Source organism: Aeromicrobium sp. S22, assembly GCF_009661045.1.
Lineage (GTDB): Bacteria > Actinomycetota > Actinomycetes > Propionibacteriales > Nocardioidaceae > Aeromicrobium > Aeromicrobium yanjiei.
The window spans coordinates 1,266,351-1,281,414 of the sequence record NZ_WJWV01000001.1; the positions used below are offsets into that span (position 1 = coordinate 1,266,351).

Below are 15,064 nucleotides of genomic sequence, written 5' to 3' on the forward strand. Positions count from 1 at the left end.
CGTGGAAGACGACGTCAAGACGACCCCCGCCCCCGATGCTGCCCTGAGCGGCCTCGAGGACACCCCTCACACCGGTGAGGACATCGCCGAGGACGGCACTCTCGTCGAGCCGCAGGCGGCCGACTTCGAGCACGCCGAGCAGGCGACGAGCGACCCCGACTGGTTCAAGCGCGCCGTGTTCTACGAGGTCCTGGTGCGCGCGTTCGCCGACTCCAACGGCGACGGCACCGGCGATCTGCGCGGCCTCGCGGGCAAGCTCGACTACCTGCAGTGGCTCGGCGTGGACTGCCTGTGGCTCCCGCCGTTCTACGCCTCGCCCCTGCGCGACGGCGGCTACGACATCAGCGACTTCCGGGCGGTGCTGCCCGAGTTCGGCACGGTCGACGACTTCGTGTACCTCCTGGAGGAGGCCCACAAGCGCGACATCCGCGTCATCACCGACCTGGTGCTCAACCACACCTCGGACGCCCACCCGTGGTTCCAGCAGTCGCGCAACGACCCCGAGGGGCCCTACGGCGACTTCTACGTCTGGAGCGACGACGACTCGCAGTATCCCGACGCCCGGGTCATCTTCGTCGACACCGAGTCGTCCAACTGGACGTACGACCCCGTGCGCGGGCAGTTCTACTGGCACCGTTTCTTCAGCCACCAGCCCGACCTCAACTTCGAGAACGAGGCCGTCCAGGAGGCGATGCTGGACGTCCTGCGGTTCTGGCTCGACCTCGGCATCGACGGCTTCCGGCTCGACGCCGTGCCCTACCTGTTCGAGGAGGAGGGCACCAACTGCGAGAACCTCCCGCGGACCCACGAGTACCTGCGCCGCACCCGCGAGACGATCGACCGGGAGTACCCCGGCCGCATCCTGCTGGCCGAGGCCAACCAGTGGCCGGCCGACGTCGTGGAGTACTTCGGCAACCCCGAGGTCGGCGGCGACGAGTGCCACATGGCGTTCCACTTCCCGCTCATGCCGCGCATCTTCATGGCTGTGCGCCGGGAGTCTCGCTTCCCGATCTCGGAGATCCTGGCGCAGACGCCGGAGATCCCGACCGGCACGCAGTGGGGCATCTTCCTGCGCAACCACGACGAGCTGACGCTCGAGATGGTGACGGACGAGGAGCGCGACTACATGTACTCCGAGTACGCGACCGATCCGCGGATGAAGGCCAACATCGGCATCCGCCGGCGGCTGGCGCCGTTGCTCGACAACGACCGCAACCAGCTCGAGCTGTTCACCGCGATGCTGCTGAGCCTGCCCGGCTCGCCGGTGCTCTACTACGGCGACGAGATCGGGATGGGCGACAACATCTGGCTCGGCGACCGCGACGCCGTACGGACGCCGATGCAGTGGTCGCCTGACCGCAACGCGGGCTTCTCGCGCTCGGACCCGGGCCGGATCTACCTGCCGCCGATCATGGACCCCACCTACGGCTACGAGGCCATCAACGTCGAGGCCCAGCAGACCAACGCCGCATCGCTGCTGAACTGGACCCGGCGCATGATCGCGGTCCGCAAGCAGCACCGGGCGTTCGGCGAGGGGGAGTTCGTCGACCTCGGCGGCTCCAACCCGAGCGTGCTGGCCTACAAGCGTGTGTGGACCCGGCCGGACGGCGAGCAGGACGTCGTCCTGTGCGTCAACAACCTCTCGCGCTTCCCGCAGCCGGTCGAGCTCGAGCTCGGCGACCACGAGGGCGCGATCCCGGTCGAGCTGACCGGCAGCGTGCGGTTCCCGCGCATCGGTGAGCTGCCGTACCTGCTCACCCTGCCGGGGCACGGCTTCTACTGGTTCCAGCTGTCCGAGCTGGGCGACGAGGGCGAACGAAGGAGCATGACATGAGCGGACCGTTGGACAGTCCCGGCGTGCGCGAGCACGGGGAGCTGGTCGCCCAGCTGACGGACGAGGTGGCCGCGTGGCTGCCCAGCCAGCGGTGGTTCGCCGGCAAGGACCGGCCGATCTCGGCGGTGCGTCCACTGTCGTGGAGCACGCTGCTCGACGGCGATCCGCTGCTGCTGCACGTCGTGGTCGAGGTCGAGCAGGGTGACCGGCGCGAGGCCTATCAGCTGCTCATCGGCAGCCGACAGGCCGAGCTGCCCGACGTCCCGCACTCCGCGTCCATCGGGCTCGAGAGCGGGCTGACCTGTTACGAGGCCAGCGGCGACGCCGACCTGACGTCCTGCCTGCTCGACTTCATGTCCGAGGGCAAGGTCGTCGACGGTCTGACCTTCGAGCACGAGCCGGACGCCGAGCTCGCGACCGGGCTGCGCGCCCACCCGATCACGTCCGAGCAGAGCAACACCTCGCTCGTGTACGGCAATCAGTACATCCTCAAGCTGTTCCGCAAGCTCACGCCCGGCGTCAACCAGGACCTGATGCTGCACCGGGCGCTGCGCGAGGTCGGCTGCCGGCACATCGCCGAGCCGCTCGGCTCCATCAGTGGTGAGCTCGACGGCGGGCCGACGACGATCGGCATGCTCCAGCGCTTCATGCCCGACGCGGTCGACGGCTGGGTCATGGCGACGACCAGCGTGCGCGACTACATGGCCGAGGGCCTGCCGCCCGAGGAGCTCGGCGGGGACTTCGCCGGCGAGGCCGCTCGGCTCGGCGCCGCGATCGCGACGGTCCATGCGGACCTGGCCCGGGCGCTCGGTGTCGAGGACGGCGACCAGGACGACCTGGACCGCACCGTGCAGGCGATGCTCGCCCGGCTCGACCGGGTCGCGGCCTCCGTGCCGGAGCTCGTGCCGTACGTGCCACGGCTGCGCACCGCGTTCGAGAAGGTCGCCCAGATCTCCGGTGCGGTGCCCGTGCAGTACGTCCACGGCGACCTGCACCTCGGACAGGTGCTGCGCACCCTCAACGGCTGGCTGGTGCTCGACTTCGAGGGCGAGCCCGCCGCAAGCTTCGCCGAGCGCGCCGCGCTCCGCTCGACGCTTCGCGACGTGGCCGGGATGCTGCGCTCGTTCGACTACGCCGCCCAGCAGCTGCTGGTCGGTCAGCCGGAGGACCCCAACGACACCGAGCGGGCGATGGCCTGGTCGACCCGCAACCGAGACGCGTTTTGCGACGGCTATGCGCGGGTCGCGGGTCGCGATCCACGTGACCAGTCCGATCTGCTGCGGGCGCTCGAGCTGGACAAGGCCGTCTACGAGGTCGGCTACGAGCACGCCAACCGTCCCGACTGGCTGACGGTGCCGCTGTCGTCCATCGCCCGCCTGATGACCGATGAGGGGACCTCATGACCAATTCCTCGGACGCTGTGACCAACGTCTGGCCGCCGGCTGTCGGCGAGCTGGACCTCCACCTGATCCGCGAGGGTCGCCACGAGCGCCTCTGGGAGGTGCTCGGTGCGCACGTGCGGTCGTACGAGGGCGCCGACGGTCCCGTGACGGGGACGACGTTCGCGGTCTGGGCACCCAACGCGCGCGCGGTCGAGGTCGTGGGCGACTTCAACTACTGGGACGGCATGGGCCACGCGATGCGTTCGCTCGGCGACTCCGGCGTGTGGGACCTGTTCGTGCCCGGCGTCGGGCACGGATCGGCGTACAAGTACCGCATCCTCGGCCCCGACGAGCAGTGGCACGAGAAGGCCGACCCGCTGGCGTTCGGCACCGAGGTGCCGCCCGCGACCGCGTCGATCGTGACCCAGTCCCGCCACGAGTGGCGGGACTCCGCCTGGATCGCGGAGCGGGACGCCACCCGATGGCTGGACGCCCCGATCAGCATCTACGAGATGCACCTGGGCTCGTGGCGACCCGGCCTGGACTACCGCGAGCTCGCGGACGAGCTGGCCGACTACCTCACCGAGACCGGCTTCACGCACGTCGAGCTGATGCCGGTCACCGAGCACCCCTACGGCGGCTCGTGGGGCTACCAGGTCACGTCCTACTTCGCGCCGACCTCGCGATTCGGCTCACCAGACGACTTCCGATGGTTCGTCGACCAGCTCCACCAGCGGGGCTTCGGCGTCATCATGGACTGGGTCCCGGCGCATTTCCCCAAGGACGAGTGGGCGCTGGCCCGCTTCGACGGCACGGCCCTCTACGAGCACCCCGACCCGCGGCGCGGCGAGCAGCCCGACTGGGGCACGTACGTCTTCGACTTCGGCCGTCACGAGGTGCGCAACTTCCTCGTCGCGAGTGCGCTGTACTGGCTCGAGGAGTTCCACCTCGACGGCCTGCGCGTGGACGCGGTCGCCTCGATGCTCTATCTCGACTACTCGCGCCAGGACGGGGGCTGGGCCCCCAACGTGCACGGCGGTCGCGAGAACCTCGAGGCGGTCCAGCTGCTGCAGGAGCTCAACGCGACGGTCTACAAGCACCACCCTGGCGCGCTGATGATCGCTGAGGAGTCGACCGCGTGGCCGGGCGTCACCAGCCCGACCAGCGACGGCGGTCTCGGCTTCGGCTTCAAGTGGAACATGGGCTGGATGCACGACACCTTGTCGTACCTCGGCAACGAGCCCGTGCACCGGTCGTACCACCACGGAGAGATGACGTTCTCGATCGACTACGCGTGGAGCGAGCACTTCGTCCTGCCGTTGTCCCACGACGAGGTCGTGCACGGCAAGGGGTCCCTGTGGCAGCGGATGCCCGGCGACGACTGGAACAAGGCCGCCGGTGTCCGGGGCCTGCTGGCGTTCATGTGGGCGCACCCGGGCAAGCAGATGTTGTTCATGGGCGGCGAGTTCGGCCAGGAGAACGAGTGGGCCGAGTCGGGCTCGCTGGAGTGGCAGCAGCTGCAGGCCCCGCTGCACTCGGGCATCCTGCACCTCGTGAGCGATCTCAACACGTTCTACCGCTCGGCACCCGCGCTGTACTCCGCGGACAGCCGGCCCGAGGGATTCAGGTGGATCGACGCGAGCGATGTCGCGGGCAACGTGATCGGCTTCCTGCGCATCGGCTCGGACGGGTCGCAGCTGGCCTGCCTGGCCAACTTCTCCGGCTCACCGCACGTGGACTACCGCATCGGCCTGCCCGTGGCGGGCACGTGGCGCGAGGTGCTCAACACCGACAGCGAGATCTACGGCGGGTCGGGCGTGGGCAATCTCGGCTCGGTCGAGGCCGAGGACGTGCCCATGCACGGCTTCGCGAGCTCCGCAGTCGTCCAGCTCCCGCCCGCAGGAGTCGTCTGGCTCACCCCCGACAGCCGCTGACGAGTCACGCACGGACGCTGACGAGTCACGCACGGACGCTGAGGAGTCACGCACGGACGTTGAGGAGTCACGTACGGATCCCGTACGTGACTCCTCGCGTGTCGTACGTGACTCGTCGCCATCCGTACGTGACTCGTCGGCGGGTGGTCAGTGGATGTGGGGGGACAGCACCACGCGCTGCAGGACCCGCAGGGAGCCGGTCACGGACTTCTCGACGAACTCGCCGCTGTCGAGGGCCTCGCGATAGATGCGATAGGGGGCCTGGCCGCCGTCTGCGGGATCCGGGAAGACGTCGTGGATCACGAGGGCGCCCCCGAGGCGTACGCGCGGGGCCCAGCCACGCAGATCGGCCTGCGCCGCCTCGTCGGTGTGCCCGCCGTCGATGAACACCAAATCGACAGGCGTCTCCCACCATCGCGCGATGAGAGGGGACCGGCCGACCATCAGCACGACGACGTCCTCGAGGCTGGCCGACGCGATCGCGCGGCGGGCGAAGGGCAGGGTGTCCATGAGCCCCAGCTCGGGGTCCACGGTCGACTCGTCGTGGTACTCCCAGCCGGGCTGCTGCTCCTCGGACCCGCGGTGGTGGTCGATCGAGACGACGGCCGAGTCACGCACGGACGCCGCATGACCGAGGTAGATCGTGGACTTGCCGCAGTAGGTGCCGATCTCGACCGAGACGCCTCCCGCGCAGTAGTCCAGTGCTGCGGCGTGCAGCGCCAGACCCTCGTCCTCGGGCATGAAGCCCTTGGTGGCGGCGACGAGCCGCGCGAGCTCGTCGGGGAACGTCGGGTTCACGTCGCTGCCGGGCACGGGGCGTCCACCTTCCAGTCGCAGCGGGGGAGGTCCTCGCCGCGGAACAGTCCATTGGCTGCGGTCGTGCGGGTGAGCGCGTCGGCAGCGAGGATCACTGTCGCAGCGGTCCACGTCGTGCGCTCGACCGGCCACCGCACGTCGTCGTCGTAGACCAGGCCGGTCCAGTAGGAGCCGTCGTGCTCGCGCAGGTGCTGCATCGCGGCGAGCTGGGTGCGGGCGGCATCCGGGCGGCCGAGGACGTCGAGGGCGAGCACGAGCTCGCACGTCTCGGCGCCGGTGACCCACGGATTGGTCGACACGCAGCGGGAGCCGAGACCGTCCACCACGAACTCGTCCCAGCGGTCGTCGATCCGTGCGGCGGCGGCGGTGGGATCCAGCGCTCCGCCGAGCACCGGGTAGTACCAGTCCATCGCGTGGGCGGGCTTGGCGGTGAAGTGCTCCGGGTGCTCGTCGAGGGCGTGCCGCAGGCGGGCCGCGGCCAGCTCCCAGTGAGGGCGGCTCTCGCCCACGACGTCGGCGAGCGCGAGCCCGCAGCGCAGGCTGAGGTGGATGCTCGCATTGCCCGTCACCAGCGCCTCGTCCAGCGCGACGCCGCGGGACGAGGCCCAGGCGACGGCGCCGTCGGGCCGCTGCATCGTCAGCACGACGTCGAGTCCGCGCTCGACCGTCGGCCACATCGTCTCGACGAACGCGCGGTCGCCGGTGACCCGCCAGTGGTGCCAGACGCCGGTCGCGAGATACGCGCAGAAGTTGGAGTCGGTGTTGGCGTCCTCGATCGTGTCGTCCACGTACTTGATCGCCCACGAGCCGTCCTCGCGCTGCGACCGGCGCGACCACTCGTACGCCCGCACCGCCTCGTCGATCCGGCCGGCGGCGCTGAGCGCCATCGCCCCCTGCACGTGGTCCCACGGATCGGTGTGCCCGCCGGTGAACCACGGGATCGCCCCGGAGGGCAGCTGCGTCGCGACCAGCGCGTCCGCGGTCTGCTCGACCTGGGCGACGGACAGGACGCCCGGGACGAAGGGGACGGAGGCGGCCGGGCTCATGCGGCTCAGAACGGCTTGTGGAAGTAGAGCGCGACCGACTTGCCGATGAGCGGGTTCAGCGCCTTCTCGGCCAGACGGGTCGCCACCGGGGCCTTCATCATGTCCCACACCAGCAGCTGGTGGTACGCCCGGACGGCCGGGTGCTGGTCACGGTTGACGCCGACCGCGCACTTGAGCCACCAGTAGGGGGCGTGCAGGGCGTGGGCGTGCTCGCGGTGGGTGAGCTGGAGTCCGTGCGCCTCGACCTGCGCCTGCAGCGCGTCCGCCTTGAAGATGCGGATGTGACCTCCCTCGTTGGCGTGGTACTCATCCGACAGAGCCCAGCAGATGCGCTCGGGCAGCCAGCGCGGCACCGTGATCGCGAGGATCCCGCCGGGCGCGAGGATGCGGACGAGCTCGGCGATCGCGCGCTCGTCCTGCGGGACGTGCTCGAGGATCTCCGACGCGAGGACCACGTCGAACGTGCCGTCCTCATAGGGCATGTCGAGGATGTCGCCGACCTTGACCTGGCCGGTACCGCCGGGCGGGACCTCGCCGACCTCCTGCATCGCGCCGAACATGCCGTCGACGCCCTTGAGCTCGACCTCGTCCATGTCGTACGCGATCACGTCGGCACCGCGGCGGAGGGCCTCGTACGAGTGCCGACCGGCGCCGGCGCCGACGTCGATGAAGCGGGTGCGGCGGCCGACGCGGAGTCGGTCGAAGTCAACGGTCAGCATGTCAGGTCCTCGGGGTGCGGGCGGCCGTGATGGCCTCGGTGTAGGCGGCGACGGTGGCCTGGGCGACCGACGTCCAGCTGTAGCGTTCGAGCGCGCGGCGGCGGCCCGCCGCCCCCAGGCGTGCCCGGGTCTCGGGGGAGTCGAGCAGATCGCGCATCGCCGCGGCCAGGGCCTCGGCGTCTCCGGGCTCGACGAGCACGGCGCACTCGCTCGCACCGGCCTCGCCGTCCGTGCCGACCACCTCGGGCAGCGCGCCGGCGCGGCTGGCCACCACGGGGGTGCCGCACGACATGGCCTCGACGGTGGGCAGGGAGAAGCCCTCGTACAACGACGGCACGCACATGATCTCGGCGGAGGCGAGCAGGTCTGCGAGCTCCTCGTCGCTGAGCCCGCTCGCGACGTGGACCACGTCCTCGAGGCCGAGGTCGGCGATGCGGCGCGCGGTCGGGCCGCCCGGCTCGAGGTGCGAGACCAGCTGCAGCTCGACGTCGTGGTCGGTGCGTAGCTTGGCGACCGCGTCGAGCAGGTGCACGACGCCCTTGAGCGGTCGGTCTGCACTGGCGATCGCGACGATCCGCCCCGGCACCCGCTCGGCCGACGGCGAGAAGAGCTCGGTGTCGACGCCGAGCGGGACGATGCGCATCTGCGCGGGATCGAGATCGAAGTCCGAGACCGAGTCGGCAGCCGACGCCCCTGCGACGGCCAGCACGATCGGGATGCGGCGGGCGACGCGCGCCTGCATCGGCACGAATCCGTACCACCGCGAGACCGAGAGCCTGCGCCGCCACGTGGTCGCGGCGGCCATGTCGACCTTGCGGTCACGGCTGATGGGATGGTGCACGGTCGCCGCGAGCGGGACACCGCGGCGCATGAGCGCGAGCAGTCCGTAGCCGAGGCTCTGGTTGTCGTGCACGATGTCGAACTCGTCGGCCCGGTGCTTGAGGATCTTGGCGGCGCGCAGCGTGAACGTGAGCGGCTCCGCGAAGCAGCCCGTGAGCGTCAGCGCGTACTCCAGCACGTCGGTCGCGCTGCTGAACTCGCTCGGCCGCGGTGTGCGGAAGGGGTCGGGCTCACGGAAGAAGTCCATGCTCGGGACCTTCGTGAGACGGACCCGGGGGTCCAGGCCCTCGGGGTAGGGCTGACCGGAGAACACCTCGACCTCGTGGCCGAGATCGACAAGACCCTGGCTCAGGTGGCGGACGTAGACACCCTGTCCACCGCAGTGCTCCTTGCTCCGGTACGACAGCAGCGCGATCCGCACCCGGGCCTCCTCGGTTACTTGTCGGTAGACGACCATCATGCCGGGTGCCGGCCACCTCGGCATCAGCGGTGCGCAGTCGGCAAACATCAGCGGATGTCGTGCGGGACCTTCTTGACGCTCGGTCGTTGATGTGGATGTCCCCGCAACCGGCCCCGACGACTCGTCGCTCAGGCCCGGGAGCGGAGTCCACAACCAGGGTGTGGGAGTCCCGGATGGGGCATACTGACCCGATGTGACATCGGCGGTGTAGAGATGCTGTGCCGCAGAGAGGGAAGAGTCATGAGCGACGTGGAGTCGAATGAGCAGGCCGGGCGTGGCCTGGCCGATGACGCCCAGCTCGCGGGGGATGACGACAGCCCGCGCGCCCGTCGCGCCGCCGCCCGGGCGGCCCGCCAGGCCGCCGCCGACAAACGTCGTGACCAGCGCGCCGCTGCCAGGGCACTCGCAGCCGAGAAGCGCCAGGCCGTGCGTGGCTCGACGAGCGAGCGTGAGCAGTCGGCCGCCGAGAAGAGCCTGGCCAGGAAGCTCGACGCCGCCCGCGAGGCCGTCGTCCCGCAGGACGACCAGGCCCCGGCACAGGACACGCAGCCTGAGCCGATCGTCGTGGAGGAACCCCTCGTCGAGACCATCGTCAACACCGAGCCCGTCGCGGAGCCGGAGCCCGTCGCGGAGCCCGAGCCGGTTGCGGCGCCGGAGCCCGTGGCCGAGCCGGAGCCCGTGGCCGAGCCCGAGCCCGTCGCGGAGCCCGAGCCGGTCGCCGAGCCGAGCCCGGTGGCCGACCCGGAGCCGGTCGGAGGGTCGTCGGGCCCGATCACCTTCGCCGAGAAGCTCGCGGCCGCCAGCGCCGCGGCCCAGCAGCGCGTCGCCGCGGCGCGCGGTGAGGCCGCCCGGCTGATGGAGGAGGCGAGTCGCGAGCGTGCCGAGGCCGCCGCCCGCCTGAGCGCGAACGAGTCCGCCCAGCGTGAGGCCGCCGAGTCCCGGATCGCCGAGATGCAGGCGCTCGCGGACGAGCGCGTCGCCGCGGCCAAGGCCGAGGCGGAGCAGGACGCGCAGCGGCGGATCGACGCCGCACACGCCGAGGCCGAGCAGCTCCTGGCCCAGGCGGCCGCCGACCGCGAGGAGGCATTCGCGCTGCTCACCCGGGCCAAGCAGGAGGCCGCTGCGCTCACCGCGGAGGCCGAAACCGTCGCCGCCGACACCATCCGCGCCGCGAAGGAGGCGGCCGCGGAGAAGCTGCAGCAGGCCGAGCGCACCGCGCTGGAGTGGCTCGCCGCCGCAGAGGCCGAGGCCGATCGACTGGCCCAGGAGCACATCGTGATTGCCAACCGCGCGCTGGCCGACGTCCGCTCGACGGCTCCGGACGAGACCGGCGCGCAGCTGCCCGCGGAGGTGAGCGACGAGACCGGGGCACTCGCCCCCCCGATCAAAAAAAGAGTCGTCCGACGCACGTGACGCATCCCCCGTGACGCAGGGCGTAGCGACCGCAGACGTCCGGAAGGACGCGAAGGCCGCAGCCCACGGTGAGCGCGAAGCCGCGAGGCAGGCGAGGAGGCGGGAGCGCGAGCAGGGCGCCCAGGCGCGTCGTGAGGCCAAGGAGGCCAGGTTCCGCGAGCGCTCCGAGGCTCGGGAGGCCAAGCGGGCCGAGGTGGAGCGGGCCCGCGCCGCAGCCCGTGTGGACCAGCAGCTCGCGGAGCAGCATGCTCCCGAGGTCATGGTCGTCGACGAGCCGGCGCCGCGCCGCGAGACCGCGCGTCCTGCGGGTGAGACAGCCAGGGCACAGGCTCGTCGGGAGCGCGCCGAGGTGAAGGAGGCCACCCGCCGGGAGCGGGAGGCCCGCCGCGCGGCCACGCGCGATCACATCGTCGAGGCCCCGCGCGAGCCCCGGAAGGGACTGCTCGAACGTCTCCGGCGTGAGCGTGGGCGCGACGGCGGGACCGCCGGGCGCCGGGCGGTCTCGTTGCTCGCGGGCGCGGTCGGCGCGGTCGGCCTGCTCTGCTCGTTCGTCCTGGCGGTCGGCGCGCTGCTGGTCGCGCTCGGGGCGGGGGAGGGGAGCTCGGCGTACGACACGGTGACCTCGGTCTGCGACCTCCTGGTCGGCCCGCTGCGGGACGTCTTCTCGTTCTCCGGCAAGGACGCCGAGGTGAAGGAGTCGCTCGTGGCCTGGGGTGCGGGCTCGATGGCGTACCTGGTCATCGGCGTCCTGGCCCAGTCCTTGCTGCGAGCGCGGCTCCAGGGCTGAGCCAGCCGGCTCGCGGTGTGACCTAGCCCATGCGGCAGACATATCGCCCGCATTACTACGGCTGGGTAACATTCAGATGAAGTAGGGCCGCCTCACCCGAGCCCCCCAACGGCATGGAATGGTGGCCCGCGAACAGTCCCAGACTGCCGCGACGCCCGACTGGGCGCCGTGACCCAGAATTCACAGGAGGGTCCTTGTGACCAAAATCGTTGTCGCTGTGAAGTACGTGCCGGATGCGACCGCAGACCGGACCTTCAGCGCCGATAACACCGTCGATCGCGAGGGCGTCGACGGTCTGCTGTCAGAGCTCGACGAGTACGCGGTCGAGCAGGCGCTCCAGGTCGTCGAGGCCGGTGACGGTGAGGTGACCGTCCTGACCGTCGGTCCCGAGGATGCAGCCGACGCGGTGCGCAAGGCCCTGCAGATGGGTGCCGACGCCGGCGTCCACGTGCAGGACGACGCGATCCACGGCTCGGACGCCTTCGCGACGTCGCTGATCCTGGCGAAGGCTATCGAGAAGCTCGAGTACGACATGGTGTTCTTCGGCATGGCCTCGACCGACGGCGGACTGGGCGTCGTCCCGACGCTGGTCGCCGAGCGCCTCGGCCTGCCGGCCGTCACGTTCGCCTCGGAGATCACGGTCGACGGCGACACGGTCAAGATCCGCCGCGACGGCGACGTCGCGACGCAGGAGATCGAGGCGTCGGGCAAGCTCGTCGTGTCGGTGACCGATCAGACCGGTGAGGCCCGCTACCCGTCCTTCAAGGGCATCATGGCCGCCAAGAAGAAGCCCGTCGAGGAGTGGACGCTGGAGGACATCGGCGTCGACGCGTCCTCGGTCGGTCTGGACAACGCGTGGACCAAGGTCGAGTCCTACGAGCCCCGCCCGCCGCGCACCGCCGGTGAGATCGTCACCGACGAGGGAGACGGCGGCGCCAAGCTCGTCGAGTTCCTCGCCGCCAAGAAGTTCGTCTGAGAAGGGCACTGACACATGACTGAAGTACTCGTCCTCATCGACGCTCCCGACGGCAAGGTCACCAAGCCCTCGCTGGAGCTGCTGACGATCGCCCGCCGCATCGGCGAGCCGTCGGCCGTCGTGTTCGGCAGCGCTGACACCGACACCCTCACGCAGTACGGCGCGGAGAAGATCTACACGTACGACGACGCGGTCTACTCGGAGTTCCTCGTGGGTCCCAAGGCTGAGGCCCTGGCCCAGCTCGTCACCGAGACGTCGCCCGCGGCGGTCCTGGTCGGCGCGAGCACCGAGGGCAAGGAGATCAGTGCCCGCGTGGCGCTGAAGACCGAGTCCGGCTGGATCAGCGACGCGGTCGACGTCCAGGCCAGCGGCGACAGCGTCACCACGACGCAGTCGGTCTTCGCCGGCAACTTCACGGTGCAGTCGTCCATCACCAAGGGCGCGCCGGTCATCACGGTCAAGCCCAACTCGACGACGCCCGAGGCCGCTGCCGGCGCGGGTGCGGTCGAGGCGAAGACCGCCGAGGTGTCCGAGGCGGCCAAGACCGCGAAGATCACCTCGACCAAGGTCAAGGAGGCCTCGGGCCGTCCTGAGCTGACGGAGGCCGCGATCGTCGTCTCCGGCGGCCGTGGCACCGGTGGCGACTTCACCGAGGTCGAGGCGTTCGCCGACACCCTCGGTGCAGCCGTGGGCGCTTCCCGCGCAGCGGTCGACTCCGGCTGGTACCCGCACAGCTTCCAGGTCGGTCAGACCGGCAAGACGGTCTCTCCGCAGCTGTACGTCGCGAACGGCATCTCCGGTGCCATCCAGCACCGTGCGGGCATGCAGACGTCCAAGACGATCGTCGCGGTCAACAAGGACGACGAGGCGCCGATCTTCGAGCTCGTCGACTTCGGCGTCGTAGGCGATCTGAAGTCGGTGCTCCCGCAGGCGACCGAAGAGGTCAAGAAGCGCAAGGGCTGACACAGCTTCCGCTTCGAGACGGCGCCCGGTCACCGCTGACAGCGGAGGCCGGGCGTCGTACGTGGGAGACAGGGATTCACTCGGAGTGACCAGCGCCGATGATCCCTCAGAACTATTGACATTCTTTGGTGTCAACTTGGTTAAGGCGGCCTGTCACGCTGTTTGTGGACTGGATCGCGGTGATAGGCATAGGGGGGCGCGCGCCAGCGCGCCAGACAAACACAGGAGGAATCCATGCGACTCTCTCGGCGTACCCGCCTTGCGGGTGTGGCGTTGATCGCGGCCAGCAGCCTGACACTGGCTGCTTGCGGTGGCGGAAGCGATGACAAGAGCGAGGGTGGCGGCGGTGGCGGCTCCACCGACAAGGTCATCTCGGTCTACGGCACCAACCCGCAGAACCCGCTGATCCCGACCGCGACCAACGAGGTCGGCGGCGGAGACCCGCTCGACAACCTCTTCTCCGGTCTCGTGGCGTACAACACCGACGGTTCGGTCACCAACGAGGTCGCCGAGTCCATCGAGCCCAACGAGGACAGCACTGTCTGGACCGTCAAGCTCAAGGACGACTGGAAGTTCACCGACGGCACCCCCGTCACCGCGGATTCCTTCGTGAAGGCCTGGAACTACGGCGCCAACCCGAAGAACAAGCAGCTCAACAACTACTTCTTCTACCCGATCAAGGGCACCGACGAGGTCGGCAACACCGAGAAGGGCTCCGACACCGTCTCGGGCCTGAAGGTGCTGGACGACACGTCGTTCTCGATCACGCTGAAGGAGCCGGAGTCGGACTTCCCGCTGCGTCTTGGCTACTCGGCCTACATGCCGGTGCCGGACAGCGCGTACGACGAGTCGGGCAAGATCACCAAGGAGTACGGTGACGCCCCGATCGGCAACGGCCCGTACAAGCTGACCAAGAGCGGCTGGGAGAAGAACAAGCAGATCTCCCTCGAGCCCAACCCTGACTACAAGGGTGTCCACAAGCCGAAGAACGGCGGACTGGTCTTCAAGTTCTACAACTCGACCGACTCGGCCTACACCGACGTGCAGTCGGGCAACCTCGACGTCCTGGACCAGGTCCCGCCGAGCGCCCTGACCACGTTCGAGAGCGACTCGGCCATCAAGGCGTACAACGAGCCCGGCTCGAGCTTCTCCTCCTTCACGATCCCCGAGCGCCTCGAGCACTTCAAGGGTGAAGAGGGCGAGCTGCGTCGTGCGGCCATCTCGATGGCGATCAACCGCCCCGAGATCACCGAGAAGATCTTCAACAACGCCCGTACGCCTGCCAGCGACTTCACGTCGCCGGTGCTCGACGGCTGGACCGACAAGGTGCCCGGCAACGAGGTGCTGAAGTTCAACCCCGACGAGGCCAAGAAGAAGTGGGCCGAGGCTGACAAGATCAGCAAGTGGGACGGCAAGTTCGAGCTGGCCTACAACAACGACGGAGCGGGCAACAAGGAGTTCTCCGAGGCGATGGCCAACCAGATCAAGAACACGCTGGGCATCGATGCTGCGCCGAAGGCGTACCCGACGTTCGACGAGCTCCGCACGGTCATCACCGACCGGACGATCAAGACGCCGTTCCGCACCGGTTGGCAGGCCGACTACCCGTCGATGCTGAACTACCTCGGACCGATCTACGCCACGGGCGCCGGTTCGAACGACGGTGACTACAGCAACAAGGACTTCGACAAGCTGGTCTCCGAGGCCTCCGCCGCCTCGGACGACGAGCGCTACAAGCTGATCAGCGAGGCGCAGTCCGTCCTCCTGAAGGACCTTCCGGCCATCCCGCTGTGGTACCAGAACGCCACCGCAGTGACGACGACGGATCTGAAGGACTTCAAGTTCAACTGGAAGCAGAAGCCGGACTACTACGCTCTGACGAAGTAGTTCGACC

General features: G+C 69.6%; 12 protein-coding genes. 8 read left to right on the plus strand and 4 right to left on the minus strand.

The window, feature by feature from the left end; all coding sequences use genetic code 11:
• Window position 1: 1 nt before the first annotated feature.
• The 3 genes from treS to glgB are packed head-to-tail and all read left to right on the plus strand — an operon-like array spanning window position 2 to window position 5,150.
• The gene (gene treS, locus GEV27_RS06265) at window positions 2–1,834 is read left to right on the plus strand and encodes a maltose alpha-D-glucosyltransferase (RefSeq protein ID WP_309222074.1); all 1,833 of its coding nucleotides are present in this window, start codon (window positions 2–4) and stop codon (window positions 1,832–1,834) included.
• The gene (locus GEV27_RS06270; RefSeq protein ID WP_153910343.1) at window positions 1,831–3,237 is read left to right on the plus strand and encodes a phosphotransferase; all 1,407 of its coding nucleotides are present in this window, start codon (window positions 1,831–1,833) and stop codon (window positions 3,235–3,237) included. Before treS ends, GEV27_RS06270 begins: the two co-directional genes overlap by 4 nt.
• Window positions 3,234–5,150 carry a 1,4-alpha-glucan branching protein GlgB gene (gene glgB, locus GEV27_RS06275; protein ID WP_153653428.1) on the plus strand — a complete coding sequence of 639 codons (1,917 nt, stop codon included), beginning with the start codon at window positions 3,234–3,236 and terminating at the stop codon, window positions 5,148–5,150. Before GEV27_RS06270 ends, glgB begins: the two co-directional genes overlap by 4 nt.
• A gap of 147 nt (window positions 5,151–5,297) precedes the next feature.
• Here the strand turns inward: glgB and GEV27_RS06280 are convergent, their stop codons facing one another.
• Genes GEV27_RS06280 through GEV27_RS06295 form a run of 4 tightly spaced genes read right to left on the minus strand, consistent with a single transcriptional unit; the run spans window position 5,298 to window position 9,079 of the window.
• Window positions 5,298–5,963, minus strand: coding sequence for a class I SAM-dependent methyltransferase (locus tag GEV27_RS06280; RefSeq protein ID WP_309222075.1), 666 nt, complete (start codon window positions 5,961–5,963; stop codon window positions 5,298–5,300).
• Window positions 5,945–7,012: a prenyltransferase gene (locus GEV27_RS06285; protein ID WP_153933710.1), complete on the minus strand. Its 1,068-nt coding sequence runs from the start codon at window positions 7,010–7,012 to the stop codon at window positions 5,945–5,947. Before GEV27_RS06285 ends, GEV27_RS06280 begins: the two co-directional genes overlap by 19 nt.
• 5 nt (window positions 7,013–7,017) lie before the next feature.
• Window positions 7,018–7,731 (minus strand): bifunctional 2-polyprenyl-6-hydroxyphenol methylase/3-demethylubiquinol 3-O-methyltransferase UbiG, encoded by a 714-nt coding sequence (locus GEV27_RS06290; RefSeq protein WP_153933711.1) that lies wholly within the window; start codon window positions 7,729–7,731, stop codon window positions 7,018–7,020.
• A 1-nt stretch (window position 7,732) separates the two neighbouring features.
• Window positions 7,733–9,079, minus strand: coding sequence for a glycosyltransferase family 4 protein (locus tag GEV27_RS06295; RefSeq protein WP_228764923.1), 1,347 nt, complete (start codon window positions 9,077–9,079; stop codon window positions 7,733–7,735).
• Between the two features lie 192 nt (window positions 9,080–9,271).
• Here GEV27_RS06295 and GEV27_RS17550 point away from each other — a divergent pair, with 192 nt between their 5' ends.
• From GEV27_RS17550 to GEV27_RS06320, 5 genes are all read left to right on the plus strand, one after another.
• Window positions 9,272–10,444: a hypothetical protein gene (locus GEV27_RS17550; protein ID WP_194944141.1), complete on the plus strand. Its 1,173-nt coding sequence runs from the start codon at window positions 9,272–9,274 to the stop codon at window positions 10,442–10,444.
• A gap of 10 nt (window positions 10,445–10,454) precedes the next feature.
• A complete protein-coding gene (locus tag GEV27_RS06305) occupies window positions 10,455–11,231 on the plus strand; it encodes a hypothetical protein (protein WP_153933712.1) in 777 nt (258 codons plus the stop codon).
• Window positions 11,232–11,427: 196 nt separating this feature from the next.
• A complete protein-coding gene (locus GEV27_RS06310; protein ID WP_208430961.1) occupies window positions 11,428–12,207 on the plus strand; it encodes an electron transfer flavoprotein subunit beta/FixA family protein in 780 nt (259 codons plus the stop codon).
• Window positions 12,208–12,222: 15 nt separating this feature from the next.
• Window positions 12,223–13,170, plus strand: coding sequence for an electron transfer flavoprotein subunit alpha/FixB family protein (locus GEV27_RS06315; protein WP_153653418.1), 948 nt, complete (start codon window positions 12,223–12,225; stop codon window positions 13,168–13,170).
• 234 nt (window positions 13,171–13,404) lie between these two features.
• Window positions 13,405–15,057, plus strand: coding sequence for an ABC transporter substrate-binding protein (locus tag GEV27_RS06320; RefSeq protein WP_153653416.1), 1,653 nt, complete (start codon window positions 13,405–13,407; stop codon window positions 15,055–15,057).
• Window positions 15,058–15,064: the final 7 nt, after the last annotated feature.